The sequence below is a fragment of the Actinoplanes regularis genome (assembly GCF_900188005.1).
Lineage (GTDB): Bacteria > Actinomycetota > Actinomycetes > Mycobacteriales > Micromonosporaceae > Actinoplanes > Actinoplanes regularis.
On record NZ_FZNR01000016.1, the window covers coordinates 160,868 to 179,182 of the forward strand.

The 18,315-nt window shown below is 65.1% G+C and carries 14 protein-coding genes and 1 tRNA gene; 6 read left to right on the forward strand and 9 right to left on the reverse strand.

From position 1 onward, the window contains the following. Window position 1 precedes the first annotated feature (1 nt). On the reverse strand, window positions 2-2,566 hold the full coding sequence (locus CHC09_RS32510) for a fibronectin type III domain-containing protein (protein WP_089297075.1): 2,565 nt from the start codon (window positions 2,564-2,566) through the stop codon (window positions 2-4). 185 nt (window positions 2,567-2,751) lie between these two features. Beyond that, window positions 2,752-5,466, reverse strand: coding sequence for a tetratricopeptide repeat protein (locus tag CHC09_RS32515; protein WP_143232714.1), 2,715 nt, complete (start codon window positions 5,464-5,466; stop codon window positions 2,752-2,754). A gap of 198 nt (window positions 5,467-5,664) precedes the next feature. On the opposite strand from CHC09_RS32515, the gene CHC09_RS32520 reads away from it, so the two are divergent. Next, window positions 5,665-5,747 (forward strand) — tRNA-Leu (locus CHC09_RS32520). Here CHC09_RS32520 and CHC09_RS32525 read toward each other — a convergent pair. Further along, window positions 5,729-7,408, reverse strand: coding sequence for a recombinase family protein (locus tag CHC09_RS32525; protein ID WP_089297077.1), 1,680 nt, complete (start codon window positions 7,406-7,408; stop codon window positions 5,729-5,731). The genes CHC09_RS32520 and CHC09_RS32525 overlap by 19 nt on opposite strands. Window positions 7,409-7,415: 7 nt before the next feature. Continuing rightward, the gene (locus CHC09_RS45565; RefSeq protein WP_143232715.1) at window positions 7,416-7,697 is read right to left on the reverse strand and encodes a hypothetical protein; all 282 of its coding nucleotides are present in this window, start codon (window positions 7,695-7,697) and stop codon (window positions 7,416-7,418) included. 835 nt (window positions 7,698-8,532) lie between these two features. On the opposite strand from CHC09_RS45565, the gene CHC09_RS45570 reads away from it, so the two are divergent. After that, window positions 8,533-8,814, forward strand: coding sequence for a hypothetical protein (locus tag CHC09_RS45570; RefSeq protein WP_143232716.1), 282 nt, complete (start codon window positions 8,533-8,535; stop codon window positions 8,812-8,814). 947 nt (window positions 8,815-9,761) lie between these two features. Continuing rightward, window positions 9,762-9,968 (forward strand): hypothetical protein, encoded by a 207-nt coding sequence (locus CHC09_RS45575; RefSeq protein ID WP_143232717.1) that lies wholly within the window; start codon window positions 9,762-9,764, stop codon window positions 9,966-9,968. Between the two features lie 140 nt (window positions 9,969-10,108). On the opposite strand, the gene CHC09_RS32530 is transcribed toward CHC09_RS45575, so the two are convergent. After that, window positions 10,109-11,344 carry an IS110 family RNA-guided transposase gene (locus CHC09_RS32530; protein WP_089297078.1) on the reverse strand — a complete coding sequence of 412 codons (1,236 nt, stop codon included), beginning with the start codon at window positions 11,342-11,344 and terminating at the stop codon, window positions 10,109-10,111. 245 nt (window positions 11,345-11,589) lie between these two features. Further along, window positions 11,590-12,426, reverse strand: a complete 837-nt coding sequence (locus tag CHC09_RS45580) for a hypothetical protein (RefSeq protein ID WP_143232718.1) — start codon at window positions 12,424-12,426, stop codon at window positions 11,590-11,592. A 298-nt stretch (window positions 12,427-12,724) separates the two neighbouring features. On the opposite strand from CHC09_RS45580, the gene CHC09_RS32535 reads away from it, so the two are divergent. Then, window positions 12,725-13,210 carry a hypothetical protein gene (locus CHC09_RS32535; RefSeq protein ID WP_089297079.1) on the forward strand — a complete coding sequence of 162 codons (486 nt, stop codon included), beginning with the start codon at window positions 12,725-12,727 and terminating at the stop codon, window positions 13,208-13,210. A 633-nt stretch (window positions 13,211-13,843) separates the two neighbouring features. Here the strand turns inward: CHC09_RS32535 and CHC09_RS47975 are convergent. The 3 genes from CHC09_RS47975 to CHC09_RS32550 form a co-directional block, all read right to left on the reverse strand. After that, window positions 13,844-14,701, reverse strand: a complete 858-nt coding sequence (locus CHC09_RS47975; protein ID WP_239138656.1) for a hypothetical protein — start codon at window positions 14,699-14,701, stop codon at window positions 13,844-13,846. Next, a complete protein-coding gene (locus CHC09_RS45585; protein ID WP_143232719.1) occupies window positions 14,689-15,285 on the reverse strand; it encodes a hypothetical protein in 597 nt (198 codons plus the stop codon). The genes CHC09_RS47975 and CHC09_RS45585 overlap by 13 nt, the downstream gene beginning before the upstream one ends. Window positions 15,286-15,347: 62 nt before the next feature. Beyond that, window positions 15,348-15,818 carry a hypothetical protein gene (locus CHC09_RS32550; protein ID WP_089297081.1) on the reverse strand — a complete coding sequence of 157 codons (471 nt, stop codon included), beginning with the start codon at window positions 15,816-15,818 and terminating at the stop codon, window positions 15,348-15,350. Between the two features lie 516 nt (window positions 15,819-16,334). On the opposite strand from CHC09_RS32550, the gene CHC09_RS32555 reads away from it, so the two are divergent. Both CHC09_RS32555 and CHC09_RS32560 read left to right on the forward strand, forming a co-directional pair. Then, window positions 16,335-17,489: an SAM-dependent methyltransferase gene (locus CHC09_RS32555; RefSeq protein WP_179277370.1), complete on the forward strand. Its 1,155-nt coding sequence runs from the start codon at window positions 16,335-16,337 to the stop codon at window positions 17,487-17,489. A 172-nt stretch (window positions 17,490-17,661) separates the two neighbouring features. Continuing rightward, entirely contained in the window at window positions 17,662-18,315 is a 654-nt protein-coding gene (locus CHC09_RS32560; RefSeq protein WP_089297083.1) for an SAF domain-containing protein, read from the forward strand.

Here is an 18,315-nt window from a genome sequence, read left to right on the forward strand (position 1 = left end):
GTCAGCACGTCGGCAGGGAGTCCAGGTCGTCGCCGCCGTCCAGGTTCAGCCACGCCCAGGGGATGTAGTTCTCCCCCTTGTACGCCACCCGGATCCACCAGGTACTCACCTTGTTGTCGTTGTAGATCCACGCGTCGACCTTGTCGCCGGGCTTCTTGCAGTACGCCTTGAGCCGCGTCCCGTTCTCCACCCAACCGGCCTGCCGGTCGTCGTCCTGCTGGGTGACCTCGAAGATCTCGTTGCCGTTCCGGCCGCTGACGTTGTTGTCGCAGTACGTCTTCTGGTCGCCGCTGGGACCGTTGACGCAGGTCGCCGTCCCGTACAGGTCGTCGGTGGTCGCGGTGCTCCGCCCGGTGACCGCGCCGGCCGCGTTCTTCGCGGTGATCGTGAACGTGTAGCCGGTGCTCGGCTTCAGCTTGGTCGCCTTCAGACTGCTGCAGCTGCCCTCCGACCCGGTGCCGCCGTCGGAGACGGTCAGCTCGCAGGACGCCGAGCCGCCGCCCGCGTCCACGCTCAGCCCCACGGTCGCGCTGTTGAACGTGGGGCTCACCCCGGTGATGGTGACCGTCGGCTTGGCCACGGTGCGCGCGGTCGCCGTCGCCGGGTCGCTCTCGCCGGCCTCGTTCACCGCGACCACCTGCACCGGCACGCTCTCCCCCGCGCCGAAGCCGTCCAGCGTCGCCGTGGTCCCGTCGACATCGACGTTGCGGCCGTCGGCCTTCACCACGTACTTGCTGATGGCGCGGCCGTTGTCGGCCGGCGCCGCCCAGGTGACCCTGATCGTGCCGGCCTTGTCGGAGACCGTGGTCGCCTCCAGGCCCTCCGGCTTGCCGGGCTTGGCGAACGGCACCACGCTGTTGCTGATCTCGGACGCCTTCGAGCCGGCGCCGCGATCGTTCACCGCGACCACGGTGAACGCGTACTGCTTGCCGTAGTCCAGCTGACCGGCCCCGATGGTCAGCGAGGTCTCCTTGGCGTCGCCGACCGGAGCGCTGCCGCCCTCGGAGACCGCGGTCACCGTGTACCGCTCGATCTCCGCCCCCTGCCCGTTCGCCGCCGGCCAGGTCACCGCCACCGACCCGTCCGGCTTCGCCTCGGCGGACGGCGTGCCCGGCGGGTCGGGCACCTCGGCGGTCGGCTTGACCGGGTTGCTCTCCCGGTCGGGGCCGCTGCCCTTGGCGTTCACGGCGTGCACCTCGAACGTGTAGGTCTCGCCGTTGGTCAGCCCGGTCACCGCCAGCGACCGCTGGTCGGCACCGACGTCGAAGGTCCGGTTGTCGCCGGTCACCACGTACTTCGTGATCTCGGCGCCGTTGTCGGGCGCGGCCTGCCAGCTGACCCGGGCCTCGGCGTTACCGGCCGCGGCCCGCACGTTGCGCGGCGCCCCCGGCTTGCTGACCACCGGCTTGTTCGGCTTCTTCTTCTCCCTCGGCGGGACCGGCGGCGTCTTCACCGGCGGCGGGTCACCGCCGAGCACATCGTCCGCGTACTTGTCGACCGGGCGGACGCCGTGCTGGTTGTCGACCACCTGGGCGAGCGGCGAGCCGGGCGCGTTGACGAACAGGTAGTTCTCCCGGACGTCGAGCTCGAGCGCACCGCCGGGACGGTCGAAGGTGATCGGCTTCTGCTGCTGCCCGGACTGGTCGAAGACGTGCACCGTGCCGCCGTCGGTGTCGGCGGCGTAGAAGTAGCCCTCCCAGGCCACCGCGGGCTGGAGCTGCGACTGGTTGCCCGGCACGGTGAACTTGGCCTTGATGTTGCCCTGCGGGTCGACGCCGACGACCTGGCGCGTCTCCGGCACGGTGACCGCGACGGTGCTGCCGTCGGTGTGCGCCGGCAGGGTGCCCGGCCCGGTCAGCGGCAGGGTGACCCGCGAGGTCGGGCTGTCACCGACCCGGACCAGCTCGTTGGTGGTGCGGTCGAGGACCGCGACGCCGCTGTCCAGAGTGGTCAGCTGGTAGTCGTGGCTGGCGCCGCCGACCGACTCGGTGCGCACCCGCTGCGGCTCGCCGCCCTGTCCACCGGCCCCCTCCGCCGCCTTCGGCGCGGGGTTGATCGCCGTCACGGTGCCCTCGCTGGGCACGACGATCCAGAGCCGTCCCTTGCCGTCGAAGTCACCACCGGTGATGCCCGGCGGGAAGCTGACCGGCTGGCCGATCGCCCGCAGACCGGCGGGATCGACCTGCTGCACCTTGCCCTGCACCGAGTCGACGATGAACGCGGACTCGTCGTGCAGCGCGACGCTCACGCCGATGCCGGGCGACGACTGCTGGTTCCAGAACGTCTGCAAGTCGGTGAGATCCATCGAACCGATCGCGCCGGTGTTGACGTCGCGCAGGATGACGAACCGGTCGCTCTGGCTGACGTCCAGCCCGTGACCGCGGGCCTGACCCACGTCGACCCGGGTGTCGATCTTCGCGGTGACGCCGTTGACCCGGGACACCTCGCCCTTGACCCGGCTCCACACCCAGGAGGCCGCGTCGAAGCTCGCCACCGCCTCATCGGCCTTGCCGAGACCGAGCACGGTCAGGCCGAGACCGGCGGTGAGCGCCAGCACCGTCCCCATCGTGACGAGATAGCCACGACTCGGTAAACGACGCTTGCGAAGGCCTTCCGGCGCGGCGTCCGTGCTGCTCACTACGGCTGTCCCCCCGTTGGCAGAAGCTTGGCGTGTCAAGGACGCAGGCCATCATAGGGGGATTGCGGCGAGCGTCGATACCCGCTGCGCTCGCCTGTGGACAACGAGCAAGATCAATTCTTGCCGCGATCGGTGCAGACCTGCGCCGAAGTGGCGAACTTGTTGGTCCCATAAACGGCGACGACGGCGAAGCAGTAGTCGAGTGTGGAACTGAGCCCCTCGATCCGCCGGGAGGTCTGCCCCGGACCCACCGCGCTGACCGGTTTCAACTGCTCACCCGGGTGCGCCATGGTGACCATGAAACTCACCGTGGAGTCCGACGGGTCCGTCCAGGTGACGTCGATCTTGGTGCCCAGGTCGGCCAGCTTCACGGCGCCGGGCGGGGAGCCCGCGAGGGTGGGAGAACCGGGCGGGTTGTTGTCCTTGTCACCCTTCCGGGTTCCCTGTGCCAGGGTGAAAACCATCGCGGCGACCGCGACGACCGCGGCCAGGGTGGCTGCGATCACCGCGAACAGGGCCATTCCCCGCTTACGGTTGCTTCCTTTCTCGTACGTGGGTGGGGTGGCGTGGGGGGTGTCGGAGCCGCTCTGCCAGACGCCGCTCTCGGCCTGGCGGTAGACGCCCGTGTGGTGGGTGGACCCATCCTGGTGGTAGACGCCTGCGTGGCCGGCCTGCTGGTATCCGCCCTGTTCGGGGACGGGGCCTCGTTGGTAGACGCCCGGTTGGTCGATGGGCTGGTGGTATGGCGGGGCTGGTGAGGTCGGTGGATGGTGGAACGGGGGGTCGGGGTGCTTCGGTGCGGGCTCGGGCCAGGTGCCCAGGTCGGGTTCCGTGGTCGGCGGGGTCGTGGCTGTCTTCGGGGCGGGGACGGGGCCGCTCTGCACCGGTGGGAACAGTGGGGTGGCCTCTGTCTGCGGGAACGCACTTTCCACCTGCGGGAACGCGGGACCCGCTTTCAGCGGCGGGAACACGGTGGTTTCCACACTTTCCACCTGCGGGAACACGGTGGTTTCCACCTGCGGGAATGCACTTTCCACCTGCGGGAACGCACTTTCCACGTGGGGGAACGCGGGACTCGCTTCCAGCGGCGGGAACACGGTGGGTTCCACACTTTCCACCTGCGGGAGCGCGGCGGTTTCCACCTGCGAAAACGCGGTGCTTTCCACCTGCAGGAACGCGGGACTCGCCTTTACCGGCGGGAACGCGGTGGTGGCTTCGTTGACGGCGTCTCGGGTGGGGGTGGCCGGTGCCGTGGTGAACCCGCCGGGGATCTGGTCCTGCGACCACGGGGAGCCCTTCGCCACTCGACTGGGTTGCACCGGGGTCGACACGCCCGGGGCGACCGATTCTGATCGTGTGACGGGCGCGGGATCCGGTCGTACCGGAAAAATGGTTTGAGCCGGAGCTTGCTCGCCTGCGGTGATCGATTCCGGTCTTGGAGGGTCTTGCTCGGCCGCCGGGAAGACCGTCGTCGACGGCTCGTCGCGCAACGGCATGATCACCGGGTCGGGTCGTTGGACGACCACCGCATCGTTCGAGCCGCGGTGGAAGAGCGCGGGAGCCGCCTCGGTGCCCGGAGTGCCGAAGACGCCCGGCTTGACCTCCTGGAACGGGGCCTCCGCGGGCTCCTTCGTGGTTCTGGGGGCCGGCCCCCAGGGCGACTCCGGCCGGAACGCCGCCTGTTTCCCGGTCCCCGGCGGGTCCTCCTTTGCCGGGCTCGTCTCCGGCCCGCGCTGCGCCGGTTCCGTGCCCGGGGATGCGGGCGGTCTGTACGGACCAGGAGGCGGGGGCGGCAGATCGGTGGCGGTCTTCCATGGCGTAGGCGTGAAGGTCAACGGATCTGTGGCGGTCTCCCGTGCAGTAGGCGGGGAGGTCGACGCATCTGTGACGATGTCGCGTGGCGTAGGCGGGGAGGTCGACACGTCTCCGACGGTCTCCCATGGAGTACGCGCGAAGGTCGACGCGTCTGCGACGGTCTCCCGAGGCACATGCGGGAACGTCAACGCGTCTACGACGGTCTCCCGGGAAGTGGGCGGGAGGATCGACGCGTTCGGCGGTGGGAGCAGTCCGAACGGGCTGGGCGGCGCGGCCGGCGGTTGACTCTGTTCTTCCGGCTGTCGCTGCTCCGGGATCGCCTGCTGTGTGCGCGGCTGGATCGGAGCCGTCGGCTCGACGTCCCGTTCCGCCATCCGGCTCGGAGCCAGCCCGACGTCCCGTTCCGCCGGCCGACTCGGAGCCGGCTCGACGTCCCGTTGTGGCAGTTGGTCCGGCTGCTGCGCGCCGCCCTGCCGCGGAACCGGGCCCGGCTGATCACCCTGCTGCGGCAGCACCGGCCACAGAACCGTCGGATGATTGTCGGCCGGCCACTCCTGCGCAGCCTCGACCCGTGCCGGCGCCGTCGAATCCTGTCCGAGATAGGCCTGCGCCCGGGTGACCGCCCAGTGCCCCGGCCCGAGCATCATCGGCCCGAAGTCGGCGACCCGGCTGAACGCCTGCCGCGCCTCCTGCCGGTTTCCCAGCTCCTCGGCCACCACCCCGAGGTCGTAGGAGATCTGGAGCATCAACGGGTCATCGTCCCCGAGGCTGAACCGCCCCGCCTCGTACGCCGTCTCCAGCGCCCTCCGCGCCGCAGCCGGATCCCCCGCCTGATGCCGCAACGACGCCAGCTCCCGCTGCGTGGCAAGCACGTCCGGATCATCGTGACTGAGGGTCGCCCGGCCGATCTCGATCGCTCGTTCCAACAGCTCGGCCGCCCCCGCCAGATCACCAGCGGCGACCAGCGAGTGCGCCCGTTCCAGGGCCGGGGTCAACGGGGAGGGGTGGGACACCAGGCCATGCTGCCCCCTACTCCCCCGCAAAACCAGACCATCTCCCCTCCGGCACCAATATGCCCCTTAATGTCCGCCACCCCACCCCCTCCGCGACCGGTGCTGGGGACCGTGTACTGTTTCCTCCTGTGCGGCTGACAAGGCAGCCAAAACCCAGGTGGAAGCCCGGGTGAGGATGCCGCTAGGCTGTATGAGCAAGTCCGGGTGGCGGAATGGCAGACGCGCTAGCTTGAGGTGCTAGTGCCCGCAAGGGCATGGGGGTTCAAGTCCCCCTCCGGACACAAACTAAATCCCCACGGTGCGTGCTGAGATCGACATCAGCACGCACCGTTTCCGTTTCGGGATGGTAGGTCAGCCGAAGGTTCAGCCGTCGGTACACCTCGGCTTTGTCCTCGGGATGGGCACGTCGCAGAACGGTCACGATGTCCCCCAACGAGTCAACGAGCGCACCGACTTCGGCATGACTCATCCGGCGCGTTGGCTCGGGCGTGTCGGCCACCTGCCGTTCGAGGCGGGCACGTTCGGCCTGCGTCTCGGCGATCCAGGCGGTGACCACCACGGGGTCGGCGCCGGCCTCGAGCGCCGCCCGGTGCTGCCGAAGCTTGCCGTCACACGCGGCGATCGCCTTCTGCACCTGGTCGCCGCGTACTGCAGTGATGTCCGTCGGCTGGGCGTCCACGAGCGCGGCAATGGTGTGTGGGAGGTTGGTTGGGGAGAACGCTGATGCGAGCCAGGCGTCGATCGGCTCGGTCAGGATGCCCTCGCGCAGGTAGACGTTGGCTGGGTGCTCGACGCGGTTGGCGAGCGCGTATTCCCTGGGGAAACGGCAGCGGTAGTAGGCCATCTTGTTGCTGTACTGGGCTTGCATGCGACGCTCGCAGACGCCGCAGTAGACGGCTCCGCGGAACACGTACGAGTGTCGGGTGCGGTGCACGCGGTGGGGCGCACCGTGACGAGCTCGGGAGGTGAAGAGCTCTTGTGCCTGCTCGAAGGTTCGCCGGGAGATGATCGCTTCGTGGCTGGGAGCCTGTGAAAGGACCCAATTCTCGTTCTGGTTCCAGCGCATGATGCTGGTGTGGCCGAGTGCCACGTCATCCACGTCGAGCAGTACCTCGTCCTTGCGCTGTTTATTCCAAACCTGGTGCCCGGTGTAGCGGGGGTTCTTCAGGATCGTTCGGACCGCGCCCTTCGACCAGGCGAGTCCGTTGCGATGCCGGTTGCGTTCCCGGTCGTACGCCGAAGGACATGGGATGTCCGTGGCCGTGAGCGCCTCCGCTATGGCGAAGATGCCGTAGCCGTCGAGGAAGTCGGTGAAGATGCGTTCGACGACGGGCGCGGTGATCGGATCCCGGGAAAGGCCGTGCAGCCTGCCTCCCACGGCCGCCTTCCTCGGGTTTGGATGTGCGCCGAGGTCTGCGATGCGATAGCCGTAGGGTGGCCGGCCGCCGAGGTAGCGACCCTCGAGCTCGGTCTGAGCCGCCATCGCGGTTCGTACCCGCAGCTTGATGCGGTTGCGTTCGCCCTTGCTCATGCCGCCGTAGACCGACATCACCAGTTCGTGAGCCTCGTTGTCCGGGTCGATGGGCCCGCCGACCTCCGGCACCCAGAGCCGGACACCGAAGTGCGCGAAGATCGGCATGATCAGACCGAACTGGTTGCCGTAGAAGGCACGGTGTGGCTCTCCGACCACCACGGCGTCGAAGCCCCGGTGCGGATTGCGTAGCTCGGCCAGAAGCAGTTGTCCCTGATCGCGGCGCTGCCATGGCAGCGATCGGCTCTGCCCGATGTCGAAGAACTCCCGCACGATGCGACCGCCGCGAGGTTGGATAAGTGCTTCAGCACGAGTCAGTTGCCAGCCTCGCGACGAGGTTGGGTCTTGGTTGTCCTCCGTGGAGACTCGCCCGTAGAAGGCGAAGGTGGTACCGGCATTGACTTCTTTCATACGAACCTCAGCTCTCGGCCGTTTCATCCGATATTTCTGATTGACGCAATTTGAGTAGCAGTGCCAGTAGGGCACGCGCCGCACTGCCTGCTATTTCCGGTCGGGCATCCGGCATCAGTACACGCACATAGCAGTCAGGATTCATTCCATTGATTTCACCATGCCCCAGTTCTTTTTTATCATTCGCGTCAAGCCTGCCCGGATTAATCTCAGTGTCGAGCCGAGGCTCCATTTCACCTTCAGCCATATAAAACTCGCCGATGAGATATGGGGGACGAATCTCGACCACGGTCGACGGGGACTTGGCCAAACGCAAGCCTCGTCAAAATCCTGAATTCTCGCAATTCGATGCACATTATTTCCTCCTCATCAGCCCTTCCGGGCAGAAAGTTGACCAAGAAGAAGGTCAGCAAGCGGTTGAATAGCCAGCAATATTCCGCGACTGCCGCTTCCGGGACCCCAGGTGGTAGGCGAACTGCGGGGGCGGGCGGACTTGCGAGCAGCCAAATACCTCCACGACACGGGAGAGGCCACTGGTTCGATCCCAGGATCGCCCACCTAGAGTTTGTGCAGTTCAACGGCCCACAACCGATTTATTGGCAACGGGCCGTTGCTGTTTTGCTGCTTACGGCGGGAGGTGTTTGGGAGTGCAAGATCATTTTTTGTGATCCGCGAACCTGGCGCCTACCGCCGATTCCTCGCCCTTCCTCGGACATCGACGGCTGACCGCGCCGCTTGGTCGACGATCCTGCGGGCCGACGCACTGACCGAGCTGCACTGCCTGGCGCAGCTGTAGATCTCGTGACCCTAGGCCAAGAGCTGGCCTTCGCGGCTGCGAACTCCTCGGCCGACAGCGCACCGGACTGGCGAAGTGCGGCAAGACGGCTGATCTTTTCCAGGAAGTCGTCACCGGCTGTCGGCGGAGCGGGCGCAGATGCCGGCACAGCGCCGACGTTGGTCTGTGCGGCACCTGCCTGTCGCCGCTCGATCTTCATTCCCCGGTCGGCGACAGACGAGCGCGCCCGACAACGGCGCTGTCGAGCTTTCTCGTATCGCTTGTCAGTCAGCTGGGGGCTCGAAGGTTTCGGAGGACTCCGATCTGCCCCATTGGCTAGGCTCGGAGAGTGCGGTTTGCTGCCGTCTCCGTGGCGGTCGGCTTCGTCGTTGTAATCGCCTCCCCGCTGGTCGGATGGTGGAGCAACGGGTGGTTCGGGGCGTTGTCGCTCGGCGGCCTCGGGACAGCCCAGGTGTGGATGGCGCTGAAAGAAACGCTCATGACGATCGATCTTGGATCAATTCGTTCGGCGAATCGCGACCTCGACAAGGCTCGCCGCTCGGGAAGCCTATGGCGTCAATTGGTGGCGAGGCTGCGTCGTCGCCTGATCCGCCAGCAGCGACGCATGTGATCGCGGTCGCGAAACGCGTCCCCTGATCCCGTCCCGTCGACCTGGTAGCCATCTGACCGCATGCTTGGCATGCATTCCGTAGGCGGCGGATCAGTAGGCGAGGCCGGGCACGTCGCCTCCGGTTGGCACGCTGGAGCACGAAGCGCCTACCCTGTGAAACCGTCGGACGGTGGTCTAAATTCGTGAGGTTCTCCCCAAGCGATGCCGCCGTCCGGCACCATGGAGTCCGCTCCGTGAGCGGAGGCACGCCCTATCCGCGGCAGGTGAGGGCGCGGCCGTTCGGTCGGATGCGGCAGATCCGTGTGCTCGATCAGGAACGGCAAGACGTCGTACCGGCACGGCCGGGCCCAGGACAGTCGTCCCCCGGGTCAGGGCTGAATCTGGTCCTCGATGGGGGTACCCGAGCCGCCGAGATATGGTTAATCGCCCGATTTTGGCACGACAACCGGGCCGTTACCGACGAGCGACGCCAGGAAGTCCCCGTCCTGTAAGAAGCGCCGCGTGTTGTAGCCGAACACACCCAAGCGGTCGAAAACTCCTGGCAGGAGCAGATGACGACGTCCATAGCGTCCGGACGCACGACACGATCCAGCAGTTCCTGGGCAGCAGCGTAGGCATCCTGCAGGACGATCCCTTGCAAACGCCATGGCCGATCCATGCTCGTACCCCGCGTGCCTCTCCGCCATCCGGCTATCGCGGCCGATCATCGCACGCCTGTCGAGCTTCCAACGCATCCGCTCATCGGCTAAATCCGCCTGCTGACGGGCCGAACAGACGCAACGCTGCGTCGCGATCGGATCGCGGCAGATCAGGGCGGAGGCCGGCTCCTCGACGAGGATTTGCCGATTGATACCGGGTGATAATTTGTGGAGGGTGACGGTGGCGCATTCGCCACGGTGGGCCGCCGGATCGTCCGCCTTTCCGCTCGACGTCCTGGGAGAGATCCGATGACGAGCAACGACAGGCCTCGGGGCTCCGCAAGGCTCGGGATCTGGTCAAATATCGGGGTCTGGGTCGCCTTTGGCGCTGCCTTCGGCGTCGTCGCCGGGATCCTGCTCAACAACGTCGGTCTCGGTGTCGCGCTGGGTGCGGCCCTGGGTGCGACCGCCGGCGTCGTCGTCATCGCGCGAGCGAATAGCCGCAGCAAATCCTGAGCGTCGCGCCCGCGTCGGGCGCCGCACACTCTCATCGGCAGGTCAGCCTGTTGGCGCCGCACCAGCGCCGGTTACCCCGTGTGACGGGATCGATGGCGCCTGACGACCGACTTGCGGCAGACATCCCATGTTTTTTGTTGTCAAGTGGTGGGCTGTAAATGGGCCCAGGCGGTGGCTTCGTCGTAGAAGGTTTTGGTTTTGAGGCAGCCATGCAGGATGCCGACGAGGCGGTTGCTGAGTTGGCGCAGGGCGGCCTGGTGACCGGCGCCGCGTTCGCGGAGTGCCTGATAGTAGGCGCGGGCGCCGGGTGAGCCGCGCATGGCGCAGAAGGCCCATTGGTGGACCGCGTCGGCGAGACGTCGGTTGCGGGCGTAGCGGGCCAGTACGACCCGGCGACGGCCGGAGGCCCTGGTGATCGGTGAGGTGCCGGCGTAGTTGCGGCGTGCTTTCGCATCGGTGTAGCGATGCGGGTCGTCGCCGAACTCGCCGAGGATCCGGGCGCCGAGCACCGGCCCGAGGCCGGGCAGGCTCAGGTAGCGCTCAGCGTCCCGGTGTCGGCCAAAATGGTCGGCCATCACCTGCCCGAGTTCAGAGATCTCGATGTTCAGGCTGTTGATCAGCTGGACCTGGCTGGACACGATCGCGGCGTAGGCGACCTGGACGGGCCGCGGCTGACGCAGCTGTTCCGCCTTCAAGATCTGCTGGATCCGGGTGGCTTTACCTTCGAGGTCACGCCGGCCGGCCCGGCGCAGCACGGCAACGATCGTCAACCGGGCCAGCCGGGCAGCCTGATCCGGGTCCGGAGCCCGGTCCAAGAGTTCAAGGGCATCACTGGCGGCCAGGTCGTCGAACGCCTGCAACGCGGCGGGGAAGAACTCCCGCAGCGTGCTGCGCAACCGGAGCACCTGGCGGGTGCGGTCCCAGACCAGGCTCTGATGCGCGCGGGCCAGCAGTTTCACCGACTCCGCCAGTGGGCTGTCCCCAGCGACCTGCCGATGATGCGCATGATCCAAACGGGCCATCTCCGCCAGTACGTGTGCATCGCCCTGATCGGACTTCGCGCCCGAGGTCGAGTGCCGTTCCCGATACCGGGCCACCGACATCGGGTTGATCGCATATACCCGGTAGCTGGCCGCGAGCAGCGCTTGCACCCACATGCCCCGATCGGTCTCGATACCGATCCCCACCTGCCCGGACGCCTGCGCCGGATCGAGCTCGGCCCCGCAGTCTGGCGTGTGTTCCGCGATCAGCGCGTGCAGCCTGGTGATGCCATCGAGGCCTTCGGGCAGCCGGGCCCGGGCAAGCCGACTCCCGCACTCGTCGACCAACTCGACGTCATGGTGGCCCTCGGCCCAGTCGTCACCGATCCAGATCATCTCGCACCCCCGTTCCGACAACCTGCCTGGTAGCAGCCGGAGGAGACGCCAGCGATCTAATAGTCAAGTGCTCACCACGCGGGGCACGTCATCTCATCAGCTGTCCCGCCTCCTCACGACCAACGGGCGCACGGTCTGCCGCGAGACCTCAACAGGGTCGGAAGAGTGGAGTGCTGACCCGTCGGCCGCTACCGGAGCCATCCTGCACCCGCAGGCTGACAAAACCTATTAGATGAGGTGCAATTCTATTTCATCACCGAATCACTTTTTGAGGCGAGTTCATCCGGGCGGGTTCTTTCTCGTGCACTCGTCGCTCCAGCCGCAGAGAACATCAGCCCTACGAAGGTGACCAGTACAGCGACTACCGTGAGATACAGATTTTGGACGGTTGGAGACATTAGGAAGCCAGGGGAATAGGTGCTGACCTCCCCAGCAGCGATGGCACCGGCAACCGATGCTCCCATCACCAGAATGGGCGCAACGGTGCCGGAGCGGGTGCTGTGCACGGCCATCACACGCTGGGCGCGAGTGCTGAGTGAAATTGAAAGTACGGAGGCAGCTGCGGCCGTGAGCCATACGCCCAGCACCGGCACGTGTGGTACGCAGGCACCTCCCCCCGCAACTGCCCGCAGCGCCACGGTGTCGGAGGCTCCCTGTGCGACGAAGTAGATAACCATGCTGGGGAAGATCACGACCGCCATGAACCGAGCGATCTTCACCGTGGATGCGTCAATGTTGGCGCTCCGCATGATGAGATAGAGGCCTTGGAGCAGTGAGATGACGGCCAACCCGAATACCAGACCGTCGATCACCTCCAGGGTTGCAGCTCGTGGACGAGCCTGCTCGTCAGTGTCACCGGCAAGCACCGAATAGATCAGTGTGGCAAGGACAAGAGCGATGAAAGAACTGAACAGGGCAAGGGTCGCACGTCCGTCACCACTACTACGGGCAGCGCGTTCGGCAGCCTGTGTGGGCGTCATTAGAAGAACGAGTGCCGTGAAGGCGAAACCGGCCAGAACGCCGGTCATCTGTCCGTAATTCTCGGCGATTACTGCTAGATCAAAAAGGAAGGAGCACTCCATCGGGATAGCCTGAACCCTGGGAACGCTCGGCTCAATGGTCGGCGACGATAATTGCACATGCCGTAAGGCCTTAAGCTTCTCGAAATGATCACCTTTAAGGGTCGTTACGTTCAGCTTTTACATATCGACAGTCGGTCACCGAAGTTGGCGATGGTTCTACCAACTCTCATCAGATCTGTGCACCCGATCTTGGCCTTTCAACTACGCGTGCTGCCAGTCGTGGTGCTACCCGGACCATCTCGACTTGCGCCAGCGTCTCGTTCTCGCGGCAGCACATCACCGCGTAGGCTGCAGCGCCGTGAACGCCACTGTCGTTGTCTCGATCGCCGGACTCATCGCTACCACCACCGTCGGGGTCCTCTCCCCAGTCCTGCAGGGCCGATTCGCCGCGCGGAACGCGGCCCAGGCCAGGCGCTACGACCAGCAACTGAGCGTCTATGCCGACGCGATGCAGTTCACGTACGCGCGCAAGCAGCAGATGGCACGGTCAGGCGATCCGGACGATCCGTACGAGGCGAACCGAGTGAGCCCGGATTGGACTACAGCAGCAACAATCGGCGGTCGGCTCCACCTGCTCGGCACGGCCGACCTCATCAGGAAGTGGGATGCGTTCCAAGATGCGGACTCGGCGCTACGCTGGCACGCGCTCGAGGAATCCCCACTCGACGAGCATGGCCAGCCGAACGTGGCACCCGACGATCCATACTTGGTCACATTCAACACCGCGCTCGAAAATCTGATTGTCGCGCTACGAAGGGCCGCCGGCGTGGAGAACGCTGCCTGATGCCGCGCGCCGATGGTGATGATCGACCGGGTGGGAGTGGCGGCGCTGCGGCGGCTGAGTGGTGAATCGGTCAGGATGCGCGGCGGCGTACGGCCGGTAGCGCCACGATTGGGCCCTGAACTGTGGGTATGCGGTTCTTATTCTGCTTACTATTGTCCACCATAGTTAGCAGTGCGCGAACCGCACCCTCGGCGGACTGTTGATCAAGGGTTGGCTCCAGAACCGGCCCTTCGTCGTCTCGGCTGGTCGGGATGCGAAACCTGGGAATGACACTGTGGTTTGACGTGATCAGTCCACCACTCGGTGATCAGCGCCGTGAGCGTCATGACCGCCTGCTCACGATCCTCGGGGCTCAGCGGCGCGGTGCATGGCGGGCGGACGCCGATTCGACCTGGCGGCGTTGTGCTGCTCACTGGCGTCGGATCGGTTGTTCATCCGTCATAGGCGGTCCGCGGTACGGAGTCGGGCTGTCTGTTGGGCGTCTCGTTCATCTCGTACCTCCCTTGGTTTCGGAAACAAAGCGGCTCACCGCGCAGGGCGCTCGGCGAGCCGACGGCATCAGGAAGGTCCCGCCGGAGACGGGGGACCTCCGGCGGGACCTTCGTCCGTGGGAAAGCTCCTTCGGTGTGCCGGCTATCCGGACACGACGGAGCGGCGTTGAGTCACGGTGACGTTAGCGGTGGTGGCGGTCGTGATCGCAGGTTCGGTTCCGGAGAATCCTCCGCCGCTCCAGGAGATGTCCCATGTCGCGACCGCGCGGACGGTGTAGCCGCCTTCGTCGGAGGGGTCCTTGTAGGTGTGCCCGCAGTCCGGCGACTCGGTGTCCATGCCAGCTGACGGGCTCCAGGGAGTGCCTGGGCCTTCGCACACCTTGGTGGAAGTGCCGTCGCCTGCGTTCCAGGTGATCTTCTTGGGTACGGCTCGGGCAGTGATGGTCAGTCCGCCTGCCGAAGCGGACGCCGTCTGGGTCTGCCACCAGCCAGGTTGCACCCACCACCACACAGGAACCCAGACGACCTGCTTGACGGTGAACTTGGGATTGGACGCGATGACGGGCCTGGGGATCTCCAGACTGTCGACGGCACGTTGGGTGAGGACGCCGAGCGCGACGGGTGGCGCGTCGAGTATCACAGTGCTCACGCTGAGCACCTCGTCGGTCGTGGGATTAATGCACGTCCTTATCCACTCGTTGGCGGGTAGGAACCCTCCGGAGTCCTTGCCGTAGTAGCAGCCATCGCTGCCAAGCCAGCCGAAGGAGTTGTAGCACTCCACGGCCTGGCCGCCGATGGTGCAGGAGATGCTGCCACCGCCACCTCCGTGACTGCTGCCGCCGCCGGTGTAGCCGACCTCGACTGTGCACCGGGGATTGCCTGGTGACGTAGAACAGTCGACCCCTCCCCAGCCATCATCGGCGCGGCTCACGCTTGGCGTGGCGGCGACCAGCACCACGACCGCCAGCACCGGGAGAAGAAGACGCTTCAGGGCCTGCATGACCCCACCCCCCGTACGGCTAGAGCGGTTACCTTCCACGCGCCGTTGGTGAACTTGAGGTCCGCTAGTGCTAGCCGGAATCCGCCTTTTTCCGATGACACTGGATCGCCGTTCGCCTTGTAGAGCGCGGTCTTGCGGGTGTCCATGCAGTCCTCGATCACAGCCTGGGTGGGAGCCTTCGCCGGGCTAACCGACGTCACCTTGGCGTGACTGATGGTGTCGCCCCGCGTGACGACTCCCTGCTTCTTCCGCTTGGTCAGCGCCGTCGTGAACAGGTCGAGCGCCGTTCCGGTGGTGTACTTGCGGAGGTCCGGGTAGTCGGGATCGCTGGTCCGGCTGGCGGCGGCGAAGGCGTCCTGCATACCCAAATAGGCTGCGAGCGCCTGCTGCTTGGCATCCGCGGGTGTCACCGGCGCCGCGGACGACACCGATGGCGGGCTCGAAGGGACCGGGGCTGGCGCGGAGACACCAGTGGTTGGCATCTGGACCGGTGACGGATCGCTATCCGTGCATGCCGCCAGCGGGATCAGCGCCATTGCCAGCACGGCTGCCAGTGTCGATCGTGGATTGTTCGTGCGTCTCATGTCTGCCCTCCAACGCGAGAGGCCCCGAGCGCTCCTTCCTACCCGAGATCCCTGCGGGTGTGCTACTGACGTTTGTGCACGTACAGATTGTCGGTGGCCTCAGTCTGGATCGCCTGGTGCGGGCCTGTGCACGGAACAAGCTCCGTCACGTTCCTCTTGCGGTAGGTCAGGTGCGTGTAGACAGCGACGATCGCCTCGTAGGTAGCCAACTGCTCACGGCCTTTGTCGCCGAGGCTGTACATCTTGATCGACCGCCGACCCGATTGAACACTGTCGATCATAACTAGCTCGGCACGCGTCAGGCGATACAGGCTTCTCGTTAGCGCGTTGTCGTCGACGTGCTCGCCAACGTGCACCTCCAGCTTTTTGTGCAGCGCGCGGAACCTGCACGGCATCTCAGCGAGGGCCGCCAAGATCGGCGGATCCCAGCGAAAACGAAACAAGTCTGCAATACGCAGTAGCTGCTCGATGTCAATTTTGAAGGCCCCCAACTCGTCATCCTGCCGTACCGGGACGGTGGGTTGATGCGCCATGCAAACGAATGCTCCACCCGCCCGAAGCGCGACTCTGGCGATCTTGAAACGGCGCGCACCGTCTGGTCTACCGCATAGCGCGGAGCTGGCGCTACGGCGCCTAAGACGCGCTTACTCCAATGCGCTCCTAGAAACGCGCCGTTCTAGCGAGGTGTTTACTTCGGCAGTCATCGATACGGAACGCGATGTTACTGTCAGTAACAACTGGGCGCCGACATCAAGCCCCCCGCTCGTCCTCGAATTCCCTGATCAAGATCGACCCAGATGAACCTTGGCGTAGCTTTGTAGCGCTGAGTAGCCCAGCGCTAGAGCCTCTTTACCTGTGCGACTCCTGTGGAGGCGAAGCTCGACATGAGCCAAGCCAAAGGTCGTCGTTCGCGGAGGTCGAGGGGGCCTCTTGAGACTGACACATCCACTGCCGGCGATGTAACATGATCGCTAAGTGATGGACGGTGTCGGCGCTGGCTAAGTACGAGCCACGGGCAGTGCAGGACGCACGCGGGATAGGGAATGTTCGTGACACTTGATCTTCAGAGCCTATTCAAGGAAACACTCACCCGCGTTTGGCATGTGCCGATTCTAAAAGTCTTAGGCTCCGGGCCGGCTCGGTACGCCGACATTCGCGATGGCTTAGTGAAGCTAAGGGAATCTTCACCCGGTGACGGCACGATAAGCACGGAGTTGCGCATACTCCGATCGAAAGGACTCGTCGAACAGCTGTCACAGCCGAATACAACGAAGAAGCTTTGGGCGCTTACCGACTTAGGCAAGACCGTTCTACGTTTGATCGATGAAGTCGACAGCCTCACTAATCCTGAAAACTTTCAGGTGAAAGAACGGCGGATTGAAATGCCGATAAGTGATTCGCAGGAGCGCGCCGCTGCGATTGATCCAACTGTGCCGCATCCCGCGCGACGTTACGACTATCTGCTCGGCGGAAAGGATAACTTCGCCGCCGACCGGGAGTCGGCACACGAGATCGAGGCCGTGATGCCGACTGTTAGGCTTGCCGCTCGAGAAAATCGGGGCTTTCTTCAGCGCGCTGTCAAGTACCTGGCCGGCGAAGGTGTCAGCCAATTCCTAGACATTGGAAGCGGTATACCGACCTCACCAAATACTCATGAGATTGCGCAAGCAATCGACCCCGCAGCGCAGGTGGTGTATGTCGATAACGATCCGCTTGTACTTACCCATGCCCGTGCGCTACTCACCAGCACTCCTGAGGGGAAGACTGCCTACATCAACGCCGATCTGCGCGACCCAGAAGGCATCCTAAACGACGATCAGCTTCGCAGCACAATTGACCTGTCTAAACCTATTGGGATAATCTTGGTTGCAGTCCTTCACTTCATTCGCGACGACGAGGACCCGAAGGGAATTATTACCAGAATCATCGGCTCTCTAGCGCCCGGAAGCTGGGTAGTTATTTCACATGTCACTTTCGATCACATGCCTTCCGCAGCTCTTTCGGGATTAGAGAAGCCAAACCGCGATGGGCGCTTCCGTGCTCGCTCACGTGACGAACTAGCGGATTTTATGACCGGCCTGGACTTAATGGATCCCGGCATTCAATCAATCGCACACTGGTGGGCTGATGAAGCGCCTCAGCCGCGACCGACCGTCGAGGATGTGGCCATCTATGGAGCCATCGGGCGCGTAAAAGCATCCTGACGCGTCACTTATATAAATGGCTGGCCCCGCCTTGGGCTCCCTATGATGTTGGAATTTCTCTAATGAACTTACATCGTGTACGTAGATGACCTACGTACACGGTTGTCCGTAGCGAACCTACTTCGTCCTCCGGTAGGACGGAGATTCGCGTTTCGCTACGGGGGTGAGATCCATGACTGTGGTCGTTGAGTCTCAGCTGGCCACGCCGGCCCGGCCGAGTCCCAGTCCGGCGATACAGCCGAAGCGGCGCTGGTCCTTGCTGATCGGTGGGCTGCTTTCGGTATTGCTGTGCGCGGGCCTCTTCGCGATGGTCCAGCTCAGCGGTGACGCCCGGGTTCAGGTACTGGCGGTCGCCCGCTCGGTGGCTGCCGGGCAGCCGTTGTCCGCCGCGGATTTGAAGGCCGTCCGCGTCGTGCCCGACCCCAGTGTGCCACTGGTCAAGGCCGTGCAGGTGGATCAGGTGATCGGCCGAAGCCCGGCAGTTCCCCTGGCACCCGACACGCTGCTGACGGAGTCGCAGCTCGGCCCGGTTGCCTGGCCTGCCGCCAGAGAAGCGGTTGTTGCGGCGGTGTTCAAGCCGGGCGGTGTCCCAGCAGGTTTGGCACCCGGCAGCCACGCGCTGGTGGTGGCCGTCGCCAAGAGCGACGTCACGGGAGCCACCGATTCGACATTGGCATCAGCGCCTGTCGCTGCAACGGTGGTCGACATCGCTGCAGGTGCCGATGGCACCGGAACCACCGTCGTTTCGCTGCTGCTCACACGCGCCGATGCGGCGAAGCTGGCCAGGGCGGGCGCGGACTTGTCTCTCATCCTGGTAGCGGGCTGA